Raw genomic sequence first — 19,359 nt, forward strand, 5'->3', positions numbered from 1 at the left:
AACGTAGGAGGAATATTTTTTACTATGCAAAATAAGGAAAATCAATTAATTCTAATTATGGACTTTGGTGGTCAATATAGTCAGTTGATTGCCAGACGTATTCGTGAGTGTGGAGTGTACTGTGAAATTGTGTCTTTTAAGACATCAATTGAAAAAATAAAAGCCATGAATCCAATTGGTATTGTATTCTCAGGTGGCCCGTCTAGTGTATATGCAGATCAAGCACCGAAATGCGATCCACAAGTTTTTGAACTAGGCACCCCTGTATTTGGAATTTGCTATGGGATGCAATTAACAGCCCATACGTTAGGTGGCGTTGTAGCTCATTCCAATTCTCGTGAATATGGTAATACTCACTTGGTTATTGATAAGAATACGGATGTATTTTCAGAACTAGGTTCGGAAACTCAAGTTTGGATGAGTCATGGTGATTATATAGAAACTCCTCCTACGAATTTTACTGTTACAGCCCATACTGCAAATACCCCAGTAGCAGGGATGGCTAATGCAGAACGTAAAATTTATGGCGTACAATTCCATCCAGAAGTCGTACATACGCCAGAAGGTATGAAAATGCTGAGGAACTTCTTATTTGACATTTGCCAATGTCGTGGTGATTGGAATATGGGTTCTTTTGTAGACCATGCTATTGCATCAATACGCAAACAAGTAGGCAACAAACGTGTACTTTGTGCCTTAAGCGGCGGTATTGATTCTTCCGTAGCGGCAGTGTTAGTTCATAGAGCTGTTGGTGATCAATTAACTTGTGTATACGTTAATCATGGCTTTATGCGTAAAAACGAGTCAGAACAGGTTGTTAAAACCTTCCGTGAAGGGTTCAACATGAATCTAGTATATGCCAATGTCCCAGAGCGTTTTATGAATCGTATTGCTGGAGTTGTAGAACCAGAAGAAAAACGTAAAATTATTGGCGATGAATTCATTCGTGTCTTTGAGACGGAAGCGAATAAATTAGGAGAAATAGACTTCTTAGTACAAGGAACTTTGTACCCTGATGTTATTGAAAGTGGCACGGATACAGCTGCTGTTATTAAGAGTCATCATAATGTGGGTGGTCTGCCAGAAGATATGAAGTTTGCTTTAGTCGAGCCATTACGTGATTTGTTTAAAGATGAAGTACGGGCATTGGCTAGAGAATTAAATTTACCAGAAGAGATCGTATGGCGTCAGCCTTTCCCAGGACCTGGACTTGCCATTCGTATTATTGGTGAAATCACAGAAGAACGTTTAGAAATCCTGCGGGAAGCAGATGCTATTGTTCAGGAAGAAATTAAAAATGCGGATCTTTATCGCAAGGTATGGCAATCCTTTGCTGTGTTGCCTGCTATGAAGAGTGTCGGTGTAATGGGTGATGAACGTACCTATGCTTATACAGTAGGATTGCGGATAGTATCTAGCGAAGATGGTATGACAGCAGATTGGGTCAGAATGCCTTATGAAGTATTGGATTCAATTTCACGCCGTATTGTAAACGAAGTAAAAGGTGTCAATCGTATTGTGTATGATATCACATCAAAACCACCTTCCACTATTGAGTGGGAGTAATGGTGGGATACATTCTAGGTTAAACAGTGAAAGGCCAGCTATCCTTTAGGGATGCTGGCTTTTCTAGCGGAATTTTAAGTTTTGTAATGCGCCGGTACTGGTTTTAGAATTATATGACTTCTACAGGTAGAATCATTATAACGGAGTCTTGATTAATTGCTACATCTGAAGTTGTAAGTTGGGCTATCGTAAGTGGGAACCCTGGTGGAAGTACTGCTCCCGTGACCTCGACAATAAGATATTCTTCTTCTTCTGTAATTTTCCCTCCGATAGGGATGATATCATCGTGCTTTCGACCACAAAGCTTAAGTGTTGTTATTTTCTCTATTACTCCAGTTAGAGACAAGGGCACAGTGCTGCCGACATTCACTAAAATAGTGACAGCTCCAAAACTAATCTGATTTCCACTCATACATTTACGCACTCCTTTTTTAAAATGATTCCTATATAGACTATTCGAATGCAATGGTTTACGTGATATGTAAATTAATAAAAACATGTAAATGAGTATCTAGGATACCTTATTACAAAGCAATATAGGATGTAGTAAGTTTCTCTCTAATATATATTCATATGAAATATGGTAAAATAGATAGCAATAAGAAAGATTATTAAATAGCTATGTATTTAACTGAAAAAAGTTGTTATTATCATGCGCCTGATTGTCTTTTAGGAATGATTACTGGATGTACCTCTACAAAAGGACATAAATTGGAATATGGTCGTACTAAAAAAAGCATAAAGGGATAACAGCAAACTGGGAGTAAGAAAGGGTTAAAAAACACAAAGAATAAGATATAATGTATTTATAGTAGTAAAGGCAAGTAAGAGTTGAACAACAGATAGGGGGAACAAGGGTGATACGTGATAGTAATAAAGTGGTTCAATCCCAGAGGGAGAGTTTGTGGAAGGATGCTATTTTTATTTTTTTCTTGGTATTTATTAGCCTAATCTCTGTATTATATATATATGCGAAATCATTGCTTATTCTATTATTTATAACGGCACTGCTATTTATTTTACTTGATCCTATTGTCAAGAGAGTTTCACGTTCTATCCCTCACGGGTTGGCAGTTCTATTAGTTCTTATTGGCTTTTTTGGTATATTAGCAGTACTCGTGAGTATGATTTTTCGTACGATACTGCCTGATTTGGCAGGCTTTATCCGAGAGTTTCCAGCTTTTATTATTCACTTCGATTCATCCATCGTAGTCAATTTGTTGCCTCCTGAGTTTACTGAATATGGAAACCAGGTGTTGCGGGATGCCGTAGTTTTTGCTGTGGATATAGTAAAGGAATCGGTTATTCCCTTAATACGTACCTTTTCAGGGGTTGCGGAAATGATTGCTGTACCTTTTTTAACTTTTTACTTATTAAAAGACGGACGGAAAATTTCGTCTTCCATCGCTGATTTTTTTCCTCCTCAGCAAGTGAAAAAATTTGCAGCTTTTTTTGGTGATGTAAGTATTGTACTGGGGGGGTATATTAGGGGACAAATGCTAATTTCCATCGTTTCTGGTAGTGTTGTTTTTGTAGCAATGTATATTTTAGGTCTGCCTTATGCCCACGTACTTGCTATGGTTTCTGCCTTATCGGAATTCGTTCCTGTAATTGGCTCGGTAGTAGCAACTGTCCCAGGAACTTTAGTTGCTTTATCTTATTCGCCAATACTGGCCTTTAAAGTGCTATTGTTTTATATTATTTTGCTAAAGGTAAATCACAATATTATATATCCTAAGGTAGTTGGCAAAGCCATCAAGATTCATCCCATATTTATTATGGTTACCATTTTGCTCTTTGGACATCTTTTTGGGATTACTGGTATGTTATTTGCTGTACCGACTGTCGCTGTAGGTAGAGTATGGTTACTACACTTGCTTGGTAAATCGAATAGCACTTCATGAGTGATTGAAAAACACAGACAAATCAACGATTTGTCTGTGTTTTTCAATTATTCTAAATATTATAATTTTTGGGAGGAATGGATGTACTTGGTGGCGAATTTTCTACAAGGCTGTAATATTGGTGCGGATTGTAAAAAGTTTGTAACTTGAGAGGGGGGGCGTGAATGGGAAAGATCGATGCTGTATATAAAGCATTAGTTGAATTAGAAACTCCTGAGAATGGGGTGACTACGGCTATGCTGAGTAGTTACTTAAAGTTGGATAGAGCCAATGTTAGTCGTTATTTGAATCAGTTATGTGATGAGAAGCAAATTGAAAAAAATGATGGTAGACCTGTATTATATCGTTCCATAAGAAAAAATCTAAAGCCGGCAATAATGAATAGTTTAGATGGAATGATTGGGGCAAGCTTAAGTTTACAGTTACCGATTCAGCAGGCGAAGGCAGCTATTCTTTATCCCCCTAGAGGTCTCCATACTTTGATTTTAGGTGAAACAGGTGTAGGAAAATCCATGTTTGCAGAACTGATGTATCAATTCGCAAAAGAATCTCAAGTAATAAATGAAAATGCACCTTTTGTTCGTTTCAATTGTGCTGATTATGCGGACAATCCTCAGTTGGTAATGGCACAAATCTTTGGTGTAAAGAAAGGGGCCTACAGCGGAGCAGATTGCGATAGAGAGGGATTGCTTAGAAAAGCGGATAAAGGTATTTTTTTCTTTGATGAAATACATCGTTTATCACCTCAAGGTCAAGAGATGTTATTTACCTATATTGATAAAGGATATTTCCGTCCTTTAGGAGATACTGAGAAGGTAGTATATGTAGAAGTGCAGATTATTGCTGCTACCACAGAGGATACTCATTCCCATTTACTAAAAACCTTTACGCGTAGGATACCCATGACGATAACCTTGCCTTCTTTACAAGAACGTAGCTTGAAAGAACGTTATTATTTAGTAGAAGAATTTATTAAAAGTGAAGCAAAAAGGTTAGGTAAAGATATTTATATCAACAAAAATGCGCTGCTATCTTTTTTATTATATGATTGTCCTAATAATACCGGACAGTTAAAAAGTGATATTCAATTATCCTGTGCAAAGGCGTTTTTAAATTTTAAAGCCCAAAGTCGTGACTATATTCTAATTGAGCAGGCTGAGCTGCACCATCGAGTTAAATGTGGCTTCATGAAGATGCAAGAATATAGGGGTGAAATTAATAAATTTTTTAAAAAGAAGGAAGAAATCCTAGTTTTTTCTCATAATGATCAATGGCGTGCAGCCAATATGGATGAAACAGAAGCAAATAAAAATGGTGAGTACTTTTACGATATCATTGAAGAAAAGCTAAAAAAGTTAAAGAAACAAGGGCTAACAGAAAATGAAATTAATGAGATATTAAATATAGATATTGAAAGTTATTTTAAAAAGTATATAAGTGATTTGCCAGAGAAATTTCGTAAAGAAGAAATTGCTAAAGTAGTTGCTATTGGAATTGTGGATATAGTAGAGAAAATCCTTAATTTTGCCCAAACAAAACTAAACAAAGAATTTGACGAGAAAGTTTACTATGGGTTGGCTCTTCATTTAAATAAAAGTGTTGAGCGAATTCGGCATGGTAATAAAATTTATCATCCTAAATTGGATTTTATTCGAACTCAATATGCGGATGAATTTTTAGTTGCAATTGAAATTGCAAAAATGATTGATACCCATTTAGAAATTGAAATACCGCTAGATGAAATTGGCTACATCACCATGTTCTTAGCCTCAGATTTATGTGAAAGTTACATAGAAGATTGTAGCAAAGTAGGGGTATTGGTCATTATGCATGGACATGCTACGGCTAGTAGCATGTGTCAAGTAGCCAATAGCTTAATCGGAGCTGAATTTGTCCAAGGACTCGATATGGCGTTAAGTATGAAAGTAGAAAAAATGTATGAAGAGGCTAAGAAGAAGATCATTGAAATGGATAAAGGCAAGGGTATTTTATTGCTGGTTGATATGGGTTCTCTTACTAATTTTGCCGATATGCTTACGGAAGAAACGGGGATAAAAGTAAGAGGTATAGATATGATTAGTACCCCTATCGTAATTGAGGCTTGTAGAAAGGCTGTCATTGGGAGTGATTTGGACTCAGTCTACCAATCCTGTCAGGAAATGGGCAGATATAGAATACAAACTAATTATGAAAAAAGAAATTATAAGAAATTCTTAATCATTACTGCTTGCTTTACAGGGGAAGGAGCTGCAGAAGGATTAAAAGAAATAATCCAAAACCACTTAGGGCATAAATCGGTATTACATATCATGGCTCTTAAGATTTTAGATTATAATGACTTTTTGGGAAAAATACAAATGCTGAATAAAGAATATCAAATATTAGCAGTTGTTGGTACGATCAATATAGTTATTGAAAATATACCTTCCTTTTCTGCATCTGACATTCTATCAGGAGATGGTATGGAAAAAATAGAATCTTTAATTAGTAGGGAGCAGGATTATATAAAAATTAAAAACTCCCTTAAGAGTCACATTAAATCTGTTTCTGCTGAGGAACTTGTGTCAGATATACGAAAAATCATTCGAGATATTGAGCAGAGTTTATATGTCGTTATTCCCCAAGATGTTACTGTAGGTATTGTGCTGCATATCAGTTTCATGGTTGATAAATTAAAGTCTGGTAATAGAGCAATTGTATTTCAAGATGTAAGTAGTTATCGCAGTCTGCATCAAAGAGAATTTATATTGATTAGTCAGGCTTTAAAACCATTGGAAAATAATTATCAAATACAGATAGTGCAAGATGAATTGGCATACATTGCTCGTATGGTTATCGAAAATAGCGTAAGTGTGTAAGTTTACTATACTGTGTAATAGAATTTTAAAATAGTGTGTAGGAAAACTGCACACTATTTTTTCGTATATAGTAATAAAATAACCTTTCAAAGTCCTAATAAAGAAGGGGAAAAGCAAAAATAAGGCTTGAACTCTTGATAAGTCAATATTGGCATGCAACTTGCAATAAACAATAGTGTAAGGAGAAAGCTATAGGACTAACTATGGAGCTCGTGAGAACTTCAGTATTAATTAAGGCACATATCTTATGCGAAGATGTAGCCCATAGTCTATAGCAATAAGAAAGGGGGACTGTTAGTGAAGAGGATTTTATTGGTTTGCTCAGCAGGTATGTCAACAAGTTTATTAGTTAGCAAAATGAGGATCGCTGCTTCTGAGCAAGAAATTGAGGCTGACATTCATGCAGTGGCTGAGGCTGAGTTGAGTGATCATAGTGACAAAGTAGATGTTGTATTATTGGGCCCACAAGTAAGATTTTTATTAAGTAAGATGAAAGTTTCTTTAGAGCCAAAAGGAATTCATGTAGCTGTAATTAATAGTGTTGATTACGGTACTATGAATGGAGAGAATGTATTAAAACAAGCCATTGAACTAATTGGTTAGAATTTGAGCTGTTAAGCGATTGATAGAGTATTTATAATTTTACGTAAGGAAGGCGGTAAAATAAGATGGGATCTGTTATTGAATTTCTTGAGAAATATTTTGTTCCGTTTGCTGGCCGGATAGGCTCACAGAGACATTTGGTAGCTGTTCGTGATGGCTTTGTAGCAATTATGCCCTTAGTACTGGTTGGTGCTTTAGCGGTTTTAATTAATAGTTTTCCGATTCCTGCCTACCAGGATGTAATGATTAATATCTTCGGAAAGTCATGGAAATCTTTTGGTGCTAACTTATGGACAGGTACTTTTGCTATTATGGCTTTGATTACAGTCTTTAGTACAAGTTTCAGCTTGGCAAGATCCTATAATGCAGATGGATTAGCTGCGGCATTAGTTTCTTTCGGTTCGTTGATTATGCTTTATAGTGGATCGGAAAAAGATTGGGCCATTCCTTTTGGTTTTCTAGGTGCCCAAGGCTTATTTGTAGCTCTGTTTGTAGCGCTCATATCGACAGAAATATTTGTTAAACTTATGGGGAATCCAAGGCTGCTAATTAAAATGCCCGAGGGCGTGCCTCCAGCCGTTGCTAAATCCTTTGCGGCGTTAATACCATCGATTGTAGTGCTAACCCTATTTGGCGTTCTAAAATGCATAACGAATACCTTAGATATACCTAATATTCACCAAGCGATATTTAATGCGATACAAGCCCCTATTGCAGGTTTAGCCGATCATTTAGGTTCTGCCATATTAGTTGCTTTCTTGGTACATATTTTATGGTTCTTTGGTTTACACGGTACCAATATTTTAGGACCATTGTTGAATGCTGTATATTTACCAGCTATCAATGATAATATTGCGGCTCTACAAGCAGGTACAGCTATTCCCAATATTGTAACCATGCCTTTCTTTGATGCCTTTGTGTGGATGGGGGGAGCTGGAACAACGATCAGTTTATTAGCGGCCTTGTTTATCGCTGGCAAAAGAAAGAGTAATCAGAGTATGGCTAAACTAGCAGCAGGTCCAGCTTTGTTTAATATTAATGAACCGATGATGTTTGGGCTGCCAATTGTATTAAATCCCTTATATTTAATTCCTTTTGTCTTAACCCCGATTGTATTAACAATCGTAACCTACATGGCGATTGCTTCTGGTTTAGTTCCTAAAACCATTGCCATGATGCCTTGGACCACTCCTCCGGTAATTGGTGGATTCTTGGTGACGGGTTCCGTGATGGGTGCTCTACTGTCATTAGTGAATTTAGTAATTGGTGTAGTACTATATATACCTTTTATTATATTAGGTGAAAGGCATGAAAATAAATCCGATCTTGCAGCCAAAACTGGGAGCATAAAAGGTACTAATGTCAGAAGCGAAGGAGTATAAGTTAAGCTATGGAGACCATAATACTAAATATCATAATACAAAGCGGCGACGCTAGAAGCTTTGCAATGGAAGCTATACAATGTGCTAAAAACGGAGAGTTTGATAAAGCAAGAGAATTGATGGAGCAGTCAAAAGATAAACTAGGCTGTGCCCACAAAGAACAAACCAAGCTAATTCATGCAGAAGCCGGAGGAGGGAAAACAGAAATTTCATTACTCTTGATACATGCACAAGATCATCTAATGACAGCAATGACGGTAAAAGATCTTGCCAATGAAATCATTGAGGTTTATTCAAGGTTGTAATGCTAACGTACTATAGCCTAATAGGAAAGTAATATTTTCTATTAGGCTATAGCTTTATAGAATTAAGGGGGGATTATACTATGCGGCAATTGGGAATATCCTTGTATCCAAATCATACGAGCGTGGCAGAAAATATAGCATATATTGAGCTTGCTTCCCAATATGGGTTTAAAAGAATCTTTACTTGTCTACTATCTGTAGATCAAGATATTGAGCAAGCGATAAATGATTTTAAGATAATAACTGCCTGTGCAAAGCAAAATAGTATGGAAGTGATTGCTGATGTTGCGCCAGTAATCTTTACAAAGTACGGAGTATCGTACCAAGATCTATCATTCTTTAAGGAATTAGGTCTTGATGGGATACGTTTAGATTTAGGTTTTAGCGGTATAGAAGAAGCATATATGACTTTAAATCCTTATGGATTAAAAATAGAGTTAAATGTTAGTAATGGTACTAAGTATGTAGATAATATTATTTCTTATCATCCTAATGTAGAAAATATTTTAGGGTGTCACAATTTCTACCCTCATGTTTATACTGGATTGGGATATAACCATTTCATTAAATGCAGCAAACAATTCAAAGATTTAGGGATTAGAACAGCAGCTTTTGTAAACTCCAAATCTGCTATGTTCGGTCCCTGGCCGGTAACAGAAGGGCTATGCACCTTAGAGATGCATAGGGATTTATCGATTGATGTGCAAACCAAGCACTTGTTTGCTACAAATGTAATTGATGATGTCATTATCGCCAATGCTTTTGCTTCCGAAGGAGAATTAAAATGTTTAAGTGAAATTGACAAATATATGCTAGAATTTACGGTTGTATTTGCAAATAATATTCCTGAGTTAGAAAAGAAGATTGTCCTAGAAGAATTTCACTTCAATCGAGGAGACGTGTCAGAGTATGTTGCTAGATCAACACAATCTAGAGTGAAGTACAAAGATCATAATTTTCCACCATTTAATACCCCAGATATAAGAAAAGGTGATGTTTTAATCGAATCTTCTCTATATTCTAGGTATGCAGGTGAGTTACAAATTGCCTTAAAAGACATGAAAAATAGCGGGAAAACAAATGTAGTAGGTAGAATCGTTGAAGAAGAAATATTCCTATTAGACTATCTGGAACCTTGGATGAAATTTAAATTTACTGATCTAAATAAATAGTAAAGGGCACCTATTATAGGTGTCCTTTTTTAGTCGTACTTATTCGCTGGATTGGTCATTAGATAAATGGTGTTGCATCCTCACAGTAAAGGAAATTGGATGGCCTGTGTAACGCGTAGAACTATTTTAACTCAGCAAAACTGGTAGTGTGTAGAGAATACACGATATAAAAAGGTTTAAAAGCAGTGTGTAGTTACAAATACACACTGCTTTTAAACCTTTTAATGGCGTTTAAGGTATCGTATGTCCCAATAATTCAATGGTTGGCAGGCCTTATCTTTTTTAATTATTTTTATATAAGCTTGGCATGCATATTGCATTATAGCTAAGTGTAAATAGTTAGAATTTCTAAAGGGTAAGTAGTAGATTGTTGCTATCGCTGAAGATGGGGAGAGATAGGGGGAAAGGAGATGTGATAGGTACAAGCCCAAAATCCCCAAGTAAGTGTTAACAATGAGTGCTCGTTTGAAGGAAATATTTAAGGGAACATGGAGACTTAGATAGTAATTCATCTTAAGTGCACTCAAATAAACCAAAAATAAGATTCTAAGGAGCGTAAAAAGATGAACAAAAAAATGATCGCCACTGTGGTTACCGCTTTTGTATTAGGTTCAGGAACTGCTCTTGCAGCTAGTAATCCCTTTGCTGATGTTTCTCCTAATGACTGGGCATATGATGCTGTAAAGAGCTTAAAGCAAGCAGGCATTATTGATGGTATGGATGATAGCAACTTTCAAGGCAGCAGGACGATGACTCGTTACGAAATGGCGCAAATCGTAGGTAAAGCTATGTATAGAAGTGATAAGGCCAATGCTGAGCATAAAGCGATTATTGAAAAATTGGCTGTTGAATATAAAGATGAATTACAAAGTATGGGTGTTCGTGTTAGTAATGTGGAAAAGAAAACTGCCGGCATAAGCGATTGGAAAATCAGTGGCTGGGCCCAAACTGAAAATACATATGGTCATGCTGGAGATGCTAAAACATTTTATGACAAAGACGTATGGGCACCTGGCGTATTTGATCCAGCGACTGGGACAACGGGACCAGCAACACTCATTCACAAGAAAGGTGACGTATCAAATAAGGGACAGACCCCATTGCATGAATATAACTTAGAAATGCGCTTGGCAGCTGAAAAACAAATAAGTGATAAATTGTATGGTTATTATCAAATTAGAACATATACTGGTCTTGATGGTGCTCGCCGTACTACTTCCGATAAAGATAATCGTGGTACAGTGGAAACACGTCAGGCTTGGCTTAGCTATAATACTTCACCGTCTACCAAGTTTACTGCTGGTAAAATAATTATGTGGGATGGTTTTCTGCATGATGATTATCTAAATGGTATTACGGTAGATACTAAACTTAGTAATATTACTAGTTTTTATGGTGCAACAGGTCGTTCATCGGTTAACCCCGATACTATTGTTAATGCTGCAACTCTTTCTACAAAAGCTGGCGACGTAGACTTATCCGCCCGTTATTTAACGGGTCATGTTGTTGGCGGAGCAGATAAGGGTAATATTATTGGTGGTACTTTTGGATATAACTTTAAGAACGGTCCTGCCTTTATGTTTGGTTATGCGAATAATACTCGTGCGGCAGACGGGAAAGATGGAAAATTGGAAAAGGTAAACCTTTATAAAAACATTGGTGGTACTGATGTTACCCTAAGATATGAGAAACAAGGTCCTGCCTTCGATACTCCTATAGAAAATTGTATTCATACAGGATGGTGGGGTGACCAGTACATAAGGGGGCTAAAGGGCTACCGCGCAATTGTAGGTCGTACAATTGCACCGAATACGTATCTAGAAACATTCTATGGCGATTACAAAACGATTGATGGTGACATGTCTGCTAAAAAATATGGATTTAGCGTACAAGTAAGCTTCTAAATATATAGATTTCCTGAGTCTGAAGACTTATAGCCTAGATACTAGGTTGTAAGTCTTATTTTTTTTACACATTACTCACGAAAAATTAGCCTGAGCTTAATGATAGTACGGTTTTGCAGCAAAATGAATGAGTTTAGACAAGAGGTTAAGGTGACAACTTTTGACTACTTTGCAATAAAATAGGAAGGTTATGGATGAATAATGGCGAAAGTTGTATTACAGGTTAAAACGTTTGATACGCAGGAGGGAAATGCTGTGAAATATGCAGTGTCTTTGAGTTTACTAACTGTGCTGATTATTACGTTTTTATTGGGTGGAACTTTTATTTTTCTAATCAAGCACGAATTAGCAGTAGACATTCCTTGGCTGAGGCATAAAGAAGCTAATATTCTACATTCTGCTGCTAATGAAAATATAGAGTCTTTTCACAATGACCGGAAAAAGATATTGGTTCTTCATTCCTATGACTCTGAAATGCCCTGGGTGAAATTAGAAGAAGAGGGGATTAAGTCGGTTTTTCAACAGGAAAAACAAGCGATACTTTCTTTTGACTATATGGATACGAAATACAATATTACTCCTGATTATCTAAGTAACTTATATAAGTTTTATGAACAAAAATATAAAGGGAAGAAATTTGATGCTGTGATTGTTACGGATGATGCAGCTTATGACTTTGCACGAACATACCAGCAAACCCTTTTTCCTCTCACTCCTATTATTTTCTGTGGTGTTAATTATTTTAATGAAGCAGATATAAAAGACAAGGAATGGGTAACGGGAGTCATTGAGGACGTTGATATAAAGGACACTATTGATGTTGCTTTAGCCCTACAGCCTCAAGTGAAAAAGATTGTTGTTATTAATGATGAAACTGCAGTTGGTAAAGCCAATAAACAATTACTAGAAAAGAGTATGCCTGTTTTTAAGGAAAAGGTACAATTTGTATTCTTAGAAAAGATGGCGATGTCAGAAGTTCTAGAGCAAGTAGCTGCCCTTTCAGATGACACAATCGTATTACTTATGACTTTTAATGTGGATAAGAACGATACTATCTTTAGTTATGAGGAAAGTGGTAGTTTAATTGGTGCAAAAAGTAGGGTGCCTGTATATTGTTTTTGGGACTTCTACTTACAAGATGGTATGTTAGGCGGGATGATAACCAGCGGGTATAATCAAGGGAAAACTGCGGGCCAGATGGCCCGAAAGATTGTCTTTGAAGGTGCAAAATTAGCTGACATGCCTGTGGTAACAGAAAGTACAAAGCAGTACATGTTTGGCTTTAATGCACTACGCAAGGCTGGTATCAAGGAAGAGCAATTACCAGCAGGTAGCGTTATTGTGAATAAGCCAGTTACCTTCTATGAGACGTATAAATCCTTAGTTTGGTTCTTGATGGTACTATTTGTAGTATTACTGTTTTTAGTAACAGTATTAGCTATTAATATAAACCGCCGTAGGAAGGTTGAGGAAGAGATCCGTCAGCTCAATAGGGCCTTAGAGAATCAAGTATCTGAGCGAACTAGGGCATTGCAGGATACGAATTCTACCTTGCGGCAGACCTTGGAAGATTTGCATCAGGCTCGTCGTCACTTGGTAGAGTCAGAGAAAATGGCCTTATTAGGTGAGTTAGTAGCAGGTATAGCCCATGAAATAAATACACCGATAGGAAATAGTATTACGGCAATTTCGCATTTGACAATGTTGACAGGAGAATTCAATCAAAAATTCTTGGGTGGTCAAATGAAACGATCCGATTTAGAAACCTATTTAGAGTCTTGTAATAAAGTAAGTAAAATTATTACTACTAATCTAGATCGTGCTGCAGAGTTGATTCGTAGTTTTAAAAAAGTTGCAGTTGACCAATTAGTTGAAGAACGACGGAATTTTGATTTAAAAGAATACATACAGGATGTATTGATAAGCCTAAATCCTCAATTAAAAAAGACTCAGCACAAGATAAACGTAACTTGTCCTGAGGGCATTAATGTTTATTGGTATCCCGGAGCCTTTTGGCAAATTATATCAAACATGCTGAATAATTCCATATTGCATGCTTATGATCCAGAAGAATCAGGCACGATTTCCATTACTATTTCTTATGAAGCTGGGATTATTACCTTGATTTATGCAGATGATGGAAAAGGTATGGAGGCAGAGGTACAAAAGAAGATATTTGAGCCATTTTTTACAACTCGGCGGGGTACTGGTGGTACTGGTCTTGGTATGCATATTGTATATAATCTGGTGGTTTTTAAAATGAAAGGAACCGTTGAGTGTGCTAGTCAGCTGGGAAACGGTACGGTTTTCACAATAAAACTTCCAGAACGTACTTAAGATAAAGGAGAAAGAATCATGGATGATGAATTGTTATTTGTAGAAGAGACGGATGTACGTGATACTAAGGCAGCAGGACAGATAAAAGTTTTGATCGTTGATGATGAAGAAGAAGTACATATTGTTACCAAGTTAGTATTAAATAACTTTGTATTTGAAGGTAAAAAGATTGAGCTTCTTAGTGTTTATTCTGCTAGTGAAGCTAAGACGGTACTAGAGGAACATGGGGATATTGCTCTTATTTTATTAGATGTTGTCATGGAGAGAGCTGATGCCGGGTTAGAATTGGTAAAATACATTCGAGAAGTTATGGAAAATAAGTTGGTACGGATTGTATTGCGTACGGGCCAGCCGGGGGAAGCGCCAGAAGCCCAGATTATTGTAGAATACGACATTAATGATTATAAAGAAAAAACGGAATTAACAGCCCAAAAGCTGATAACTACCTTAATCTCTGCGTTACGTTCTCATCGAGATTTATTGACAATTGCCATGAATAAACAAGGGTTAGAAAAAATTATCAAGTCTTCACCTGAGATTTTTCGTATGCAATCCATGCAAAACTTTGCCGCTGGCGTACTAATGCAACTCATCGCAATGCTTGGACTTAATAAGAATAGCTTGTATGTCAAGGTATCGAGTTTTGCCGCTACGCGAAAGAAGGACGGAGAAATAAAAGTTTTAGCAGCTACAGGTACCTTTGATAGTGAAACCTACGAAGATATTTCGATTGACGTGAAAAATAAACTTGATTACGTTCTTATGGCAAAACAAAGTATATTTTTTGAGGATTACTTTATCTTATACTGGCAAAGTGCAGACGATTATGTGTACCTAATTTATATGGAAGGTGGACAAAGACTTAGTGAGTTAGATAGGCGTTTATTAGATGTTTTTTGTTTAAATGTTTCTTCTGCCTTTGAAAATCTTAAATTGCATTTAGAAATGTATAATACACAACGAGAGGTTTTCTTTCGTTTGGCCGAAGTGGCAGAAACACGATCAAAAGAAACAGGCAATCATGTAAGGCGTGTTGCTGAATACGCTCGTTTGCTGGCTGAAAAATATGGATTACCAGATGATGAAGTGGATCTCATTCATTTGGCGACTCCTATGCATGATATAGGTAAACTAGGGATACCTGACGAGATATTAAATAAACCAGGGAAATTAACACTAACTGAGTTTGAAGTTGTCAAACTTCACGCTAATATTGGCTATGATATGTTAAAGGGATCTCATTTAACGATGTTAAAAGCAGCAGCTATTATTGCGCAGCAACACCATGAACGATATGATGGCAAGGGATATTCCAGTGGGCTAAAAGGGGAAGAAATTCATATTTATGCTAGAATCGCCGCCATTGCCGATGTATTTGATGCACTAAGCTGCAAAAGAGTATATAAAGAAGCCTGGCCATTAAATGAAATTTTGACCTATTTCAAAGAAGCTAGGGGAGGGCAATTTGATCCTGTATTAGTTGATTTGTTTTTTGCTAATTTGGATGAAATCATTAAGGTGAGAGAAAAGTATGCAGATGAATAATTGCGGCGTACTTCTGGGGATTGTATAATATGGTTAGAATAGGATGGAGGTAGAAAAATGAGTTTACATATTGATGCAAAAGAAGGCGATATCGCTAGTACGGTATTAATGCCTGGTGATCCACTTAGGGCCAAGTTTATAGCGGAGAACTTTTTGGAAAATGCTGTTTGTTATAATGAAGTGCGCGGTATGTACGGGTACACAGGATATTACCAGGGCAAAAGAGTTTCTGTACAAGGTTCGGGAATGGGGATTCCTTCTATATCTATTTATGCCCATGAGTTAATGGCGAGCTATAATGTGAAAAATATTATTCGGATTGGTACTTGTGGATCATTACAGGAAAATGTAAAAATTAAGGACATTGTTCTAGCTATGTCAGCTTCTCATGATTCTAATATTAATCTACAACGGTTTGAGGGTATGACCTTTGCTCCTACAGCAAATTTTGAATTATTAAAAAAGGCATATGATGTAGCACAGCGGTTAGGGATTGAAGCTAAAGTCGGAAATGTGTTTACAACGGATACCTTTTATCATGATGATTATGAGGATTGGAAGCGTTGGACCAAATTTGGTGTATTGGCGGTCGAGATGGAAACTGCAGGATTATATACTTTGGCTGCAAAACATGGTGTAAAAGCGTTAACCATTGTGACAGTGAGTGATAGCTTAGTTACAGGTGAAGCTACTTCTGCTGCAGAACGCCAGACGACTTTTACGCAAATGATGAAAATTGCTTTAGAAATGGTAGAGTAAAAAAAGCATTGCACTTTATGAAGGTCTATAATATACTGTAGGAAATTACATATGATGCTGGGGGAGCCTTATGGCTGAGAGGGAATTTCGATTCCTGACCCTTTGAACCTGATGTGGTTAGTACCATCGTAGGGAAGCTATTTTATATTTGTGTATGTTATTTATAAAAGCTTATCCTCTTTGGATAGGCTTTTTTTATTTGCCATTACATGTTTCAAATATTTCTCTACGATCGCTAGCTATACTATTTCATTCTTAAAATGCATTAAAGAGGTGAGGTGAAAAAGTTGGAGGTTATGCTAAACGGAAACCTTGAAAAATTAGCGAAGGAGATGAATTTATTTACGTTTTTACTTAGTAAGGGTTTGAATCTCGACACCATTATTGTGGAATATCAAGGTAATATAGTAAAGAAAGAGGAATGGGCAATGATTACTTTGCAAGATAAAGATTGTTTAGAAGTGCTAAATTTTGTTGGCGGAGGCTGATTTGATGAGTGATTCATTAATGATTGGTGGGAAAAGCTTAGCTAGTCGTCTATTTATTGGTACAGGTAAATATTCTGCAGACACTATGATTCCTGAAATTATAAAAAAATCAGGATCACAAGTTATTACCGTGGCGCTTCGAAGAATCGATTTTAATTCTCCTACTGGGAATGTGATGGACCATATTCCCTCCAGTATGCAACTCTTGCCGAATACTTCTGGGGCGCGAAATGCACAGGAGGCAATACGAATTGCTCGGTTAGCCAAGGCCGCAGGGTGTGGCAATTGGATTAAGATTGAGGTCATTTCGGATAATAAATACTTGTTGCCAGACGGCTATGAGACAATTAAAGCAACGGAAATATTAGCTAAGGAAGGGTTTGTAGTATTACCTTATATCAGTCCAGATTTAATGGTAGCAAAAAAACTAGTTGAAGTTGGTGCAGCAGCAGTTATGCCATTAGGTGCCCCCATTGGCAGTAATCGAGGTTTAAAAACCAAAGAATTATTAAAAATAATGATTGAGGAAATATCTTTACCAGTGATTGTTGATGCAGGGATTGGCAAACCTTCCGACGCTTGCGAGGCGATGGAAATGGGGGCAGCAGCTTGTTTATTAAATACTGCAATTGCTAGCGCAGACGATCCTGCCTTAATGGCTGAGGCATTTGGTATGGCTGTAATTGCCGGGCGTAAAGCGTATTTAGCGGGTCTTGGGCGTTCTCATAAGTGGGCAAGTTCTTCATCTCCTTTGACTGGATTTTTACATAATTGAGGAGGAAACTATGAGCTTTTATGATGAGTATTGGCAATATGCTAAAGGCAATATAGAAGAAGTATTCCAAAATACAACCTCTGAAGATGTTGTAAAGATTCTTGGGAAAGAGCGGTTAACAGCAAAGGATTTTTTAGCATTATTATCTCCTAAAGCGGAAGAACATTTAGAATCAATGGCCCAAAAGGCAAATCAGTTGACCGTACAAAATTTCGGGCGTGTCATTTTATTGTACACACCTATGTATTTATCTGATTACTGTACAAATCAATGCACCTATTGTGGTTTTAATATAACCAATACGTTTACCCGTAAGCAATTGACCATGGAAGAAGTAGAAAAAGAAGCCAAAAATATTGCGGCTTCCGGCATCCAACATATTTTAATTCTAACAGGAGATGCTCCAGTAAGAGCTGGCGTCTCTTATATGGAAGATTGTGTTCAGATCTTAAAAAACTACTTTTCCTCCATTGCGATTGAGGTCTATGCCTTAACAAAAGAGGAGTACGCCAAACTTGGAGAAGCTGGCGTAGAGAGCATGACAATGTATCAGGAAACCTACAATCCAATCATCTATGACAAACTCCATGTGAAAGGGCCTAAGAAGGATTATCACTTCCGCCTTGATGCACCAGAGAGGGCTTGTCAGGCTGGTTTGCGCTCTGTAAATATTGGAGCTTTGCTCGGGCTTGATGATTGGCGAAGAGATGGATTCTTTACGGGCTTGCATGCTAACTACTTGCAAAATAAATATCCAGATGTAGAGGTCAGTATATCACTACCTCGGATACGTCCTACTATGGGGGCTTGCGAAACGGGAAGCAGCGTGAACGATAAGAATATGGTTCAATTTATGACCGCTTTTCGATTATTTATGCCTAGGGCGGGGATGCCTTTATCGACTAGAGAAAGTGCAGAATTTCGGAACTACGCTATTAAATTAGGGATTACGAAAATGTCTGCAGGAGTCAATACTGCAGTAGGGGGACATATTGAGGTTCAGGAAAACGCAGGACAATTTGCCGTTTCTGATACACGGAGTGTGAAGGAGATGTCTAAGGCCATTCTGCAATTAGGTTATCAACCTGTATTTAAGGATTGGCAAGCTATATGACAGTAAAATATAGAAATTTATTTGAAAAAGCATTAGGTATGGCTCTAGGAGAGAACAATTTAGAAAAGATCCAACAAATTACGGTAGGTATTGGAGGAGCTGGGGGACTAGGTTCCAACTGCGCAGTGAATTTAGTGCGCAGTGGTTTTAGCAATTTTGTAATTGTAGACTTTGATACAATTGAGTCTTCTAATCTTAATAGGCAGTTTTATTTTTACAATCAAATTGGTAAATCTAAGGTAACGACCTTAAGGGAGAACTTACTGGCAATTAATCCTGCTATACAAGTCCAAATCTTGCAGGAACGAATCGAGGAACACAATGTTGCTGCCATGTTTAAGGATTGCCATATTATTGTTGAAGCCTTTGATCAAGCAAACTATAAGAAAATGATTGTAGAAGAATACCTACAGTCTGAAAAGTTTATTGTGTCTGCTTCTGGTATCGCCGGCTATGCTGATAGTGATGAAATAAAAACTCATAAGATTAGAGAAAATTTATATGTTGTCGGTGATTTATCCTCTGCTGTTGGCAAGGAGTTGCCGCCTTGTGCTCCTAGAGTTAGTATTGCGGCAGCAAAACAGGCAAATCTTATTTTACAATTTGTGTTAAATAACCTCTAATGTCAAAACGATAGAGGAAAGGTG

General features: G+C 37.1%; 16 protein-coding genes and 1 riboswitch. Of the genes, 15 read left to right on the top strand and 1 reads right to left on the bottom strand.

From position 1 onward, the window contains the following. Positions 1 to 24: 24 nt before the first annotated feature. A complete protein-coding gene (gene guaA, locus UFO1_RS06460; RefSeq protein ID WP_038669310.1) occupies positions 25 to 1,566 on the top strand; it encodes a glutamine-hydrolyzing GMP synthase in 1,542 nt (513 codons plus the stop codon). A 109-nt stretch (positions 1,567 to 1,675) separates the two neighbouring features. Here the strand turns inward: guaA and UFO1_RS06465 are convergent, their stop codons facing one another. Next, positions 1,676 to 1,978, bottom strand: coding sequence for a hypothetical protein (locus UFO1_RS06465; RefSeq protein ID WP_038669313.1), 303 nt, complete (start codon positions 1,976 to 1,978; stop codon positions 1,676 to 1,678). Between the two features lie 445 nt (positions 1,979 to 2,423). Between UFO1_RS06465 and UFO1_RS06470 the strand changes: the two genes are divergently transcribed. The 14 genes from UFO1_RS06470 (at position 2,424) to thiF (ending at position 19,335) form a co-directional block, all read left to right on the top strand. Continuing rightward, positions 2,424 to 3,470, top strand: a complete 1,047-nt coding sequence (locus tag UFO1_RS06470) for an AI-2E family transporter (RefSeq protein ID WP_038669316.1) — start codon at positions 2,424 to 2,426, stop codon at positions 3,468 to 3,470. A gap of 164 nt (positions 3,471 to 3,634) precedes the next feature. Further along, on the top strand, positions 3,635 to 6,328 hold the full coding sequence (locus UFO1_RS06475) for a sigma 54-interacting transcriptional regulator (protein WP_038669318.1): 2,694 nt from the start codon (positions 3,635 to 3,637) through the stop codon (positions 6,326 to 6,328). Between the two features lie 297 nt (positions 6,329 to 6,625). Then, entirely contained in the window at positions 6,626 to 6,931 is a 306-nt protein-coding gene (locus UFO1_RS06480; RefSeq protein ID WP_038669321.1) for a PTS sugar transporter subunit IIB, read from the top strand. 65 nt (positions 6,932 to 6,996) lie between these two features. Next, a complete protein-coding gene (locus UFO1_RS06485) occupies positions 6,997 to 8,313 on the top strand; it encodes a PTS sugar transporter subunit IIC (RefSeq protein WP_038669324.1) in 1,317 nt (438 codons plus the stop codon). Positions 8,314 to 8,321: 8 nt separating this feature from the next. Continuing rightward, entirely contained in the window at positions 8,322 to 8,618 is a 297-nt protein-coding gene (locus tag UFO1_RS06490; RefSeq protein ID WP_038669326.1) for a PTS lactose/cellobiose transporter subunit IIA, read from the top strand. A gap of 80 nt (positions 8,619 to 8,698) precedes the next feature. After that, the gene (locus tag UFO1_RS06495) at positions 8,699 to 9,790 is read left to right on the top strand and encodes a DUF871 domain-containing protein (protein WP_038669328.1); all 1,092 of its coding nucleotides are present in this window, start codon (positions 8,699 to 8,701) and stop codon (positions 9,788 to 9,790) included. Positions 9,791 to 10,353: 563 nt separating this feature from the next. Continuing rightward, entirely contained in the window at positions 10,354 to 11,694 is a 1,341-nt protein-coding gene (locus tag UFO1_RS24015) for an S-layer homology domain-containing protein (RefSeq protein WP_051788850.1), read from the top strand. A 255-nt stretch (positions 11,695 to 11,949) separates the two neighbouring features. Continuing rightward, positions 11,950 to 14,031 carry a sensor histidine kinase gene (locus UFO1_RS06505; protein ID WP_038674970.1) on the top strand — a complete coding sequence of 694 codons (2,082 nt, stop codon included), beginning with the start codon at positions 11,950 to 11,952 and terminating at the stop codon, positions 14,029 to 14,031. Between the two features lie 18 nt (positions 14,032 to 14,049). Beyond that, positions 14,050 to 15,576, top strand: a complete 1,527-nt coding sequence (locus UFO1_RS06510) for a DUF3369 domain-containing protein (RefSeq protein ID WP_038669332.1) — start codon at positions 14,050 to 14,052, stop codon at positions 15,574 to 15,576. Between the two features lie 57 nt (positions 15,577 to 15,633). Then, complete coding sequence (gene deoD, locus UFO1_RS06515; RefSeq protein ID WP_038669335.1) at positions 15,634 to 16,335, top strand: purine-nucleoside phosphorylase; 702 nt, start codon at positions 15,634 to 15,636, stop codon at positions 16,333 to 16,335. Between the two features lie 49 nt (positions 16,336 to 16,384). Beyond that, positions 16,385 to 16,487: riboswitch (TPP riboswitch) on the top strand. Between the two features lie 126 nt (positions 16,488 to 16,613). Further along, positions 16,614 to 16,823 (top strand): sulfur carrier protein ThiS, encoded by a 210-nt coding sequence (gene thiS, locus UFO1_RS06520; protein WP_236639345.1) that lies wholly within the window; start codon positions 16,614 to 16,616, stop codon positions 16,821 to 16,823. 4 nt (positions 16,824 to 16,827) lie between these two features. After that, positions 16,828 to 17,598, top strand: a complete 771-nt coding sequence (locus UFO1_RS06525; protein WP_038669338.1) for a thiazole synthase — start codon at positions 16,828 to 16,830, stop codon at positions 17,596 to 17,598. A gap of 10 nt (positions 17,599 to 17,608) precedes the next feature. After that, complete coding sequence (thiH, locus tag UFO1_RS06530) at positions 17,609 to 18,712, top strand: 2-iminoacetate synthase ThiH (RefSeq protein WP_038669340.1); 1,104 nt, start codon at positions 17,609 to 17,611, stop codon at positions 18,710 to 18,712. Further along, positions 18,709 to 19,335: a sulfur carrier protein ThiS adenylyltransferase ThiF gene (gene thiF / locus UFO1_RS06535; RefSeq protein ID WP_038669342.1), complete on the top strand. Its 627-nt coding sequence runs from the start codon at positions 18,709 to 18,711 to the stop codon at positions 19,333 to 19,335. Before thiH ends, thiF begins: the two co-directional genes overlap by 4 nt. Positions 19,336 to 19,359: the final 24 nt, after the last annotated feature.

Origin of the sequence: Pelosinus sp. UFO1 (assembly GCF_000725345.1) — a bacterium.
In the GTDB taxonomy this organism is placed as follows: Bacteria; Bacillota; Negativicutes; order DSM-13327; family DSM-13327; genus Pelosinus.

Bases quoted from the DNA above. Each gene is read 5' to 3' on its own strand.
- guaA (WP_038669310.1), top strand. From the start codon at position 25: ATGCAAAATAAGGAAAATCAATTAATTCTAATTATGGACTTTGGTGGT.
- UFO1_RS06465 (WP_038669313.1), bottom strand. From the start codon at position 1,978: ATGAGTGGAAATCAGATTAGTTTTGGAGCTGTCACTATTTTAGTGAAT.
- UFO1_RS06475 (WP_038669318.1), top strand. From the start codon at position 3,635: ATGGGAAAGATCGATGCTGTATATAAAGCATTAGTTGAATTAGAAACT.
- UFO1_RS06485 (WP_038669324.1), top strand. From the start codon at position 6,997: ATGGGATCTGTTATTGAATTTCTTGAGAAATATTTTGTTCCGTTTGCT.
- UFO1_RS06490 (WP_038669326.1), top strand. From the start codon at position 8,322: ATGGAGACCATAATACTAAATATCATAATACAAAGCGGCGACGCTAGA.
- UFO1_RS06495 (WP_038669328.1), top strand. From the start codon at position 8,699: ATGCGGCAATTGGGAATATCCTTGTATCCAAATCATACGAGCGTGGCA.
- UFO1_RS24015 (WP_051788850.1), top strand. From the start codon at position 10,354: ATGAACAAAAAAATGATCGCCACTGTGGTTACCGCTTTTGTATTAGGT.
- UFO1_RS06510 (WP_038669332.1), top strand. From the start codon at position 14,050: ATGGATGATGAATTGTTATTTGTAGAAGAGACGGATGTACGTGATACT.
- deoD (WP_038669335.1), top strand. From the start codon at position 15,634: ATGAGTTTACATATTGATGCAAAAGAAGGCGATATCGCTAGTACGGTA.
- UFO1_RS06525 (WP_038669338.1), top strand. From the start codon at position 16,828: ATGAGTGATTCATTAATGATTGGTGGGAAAAGCTTAGCTAGTCGTCTA.
- thiH (WP_038669340.1), top strand. From the start codon at position 17,609: ATGAGCTTTTATGATGAGTATTGGCAATATGCTAAAGGCAATATAGAA.
- thiF (WP_038669342.1), top strand. From the start codon at position 18,709: ATGACAGTAAAATATAGAAATTTATTTGAAAAAGCATTAGGTATGGCT.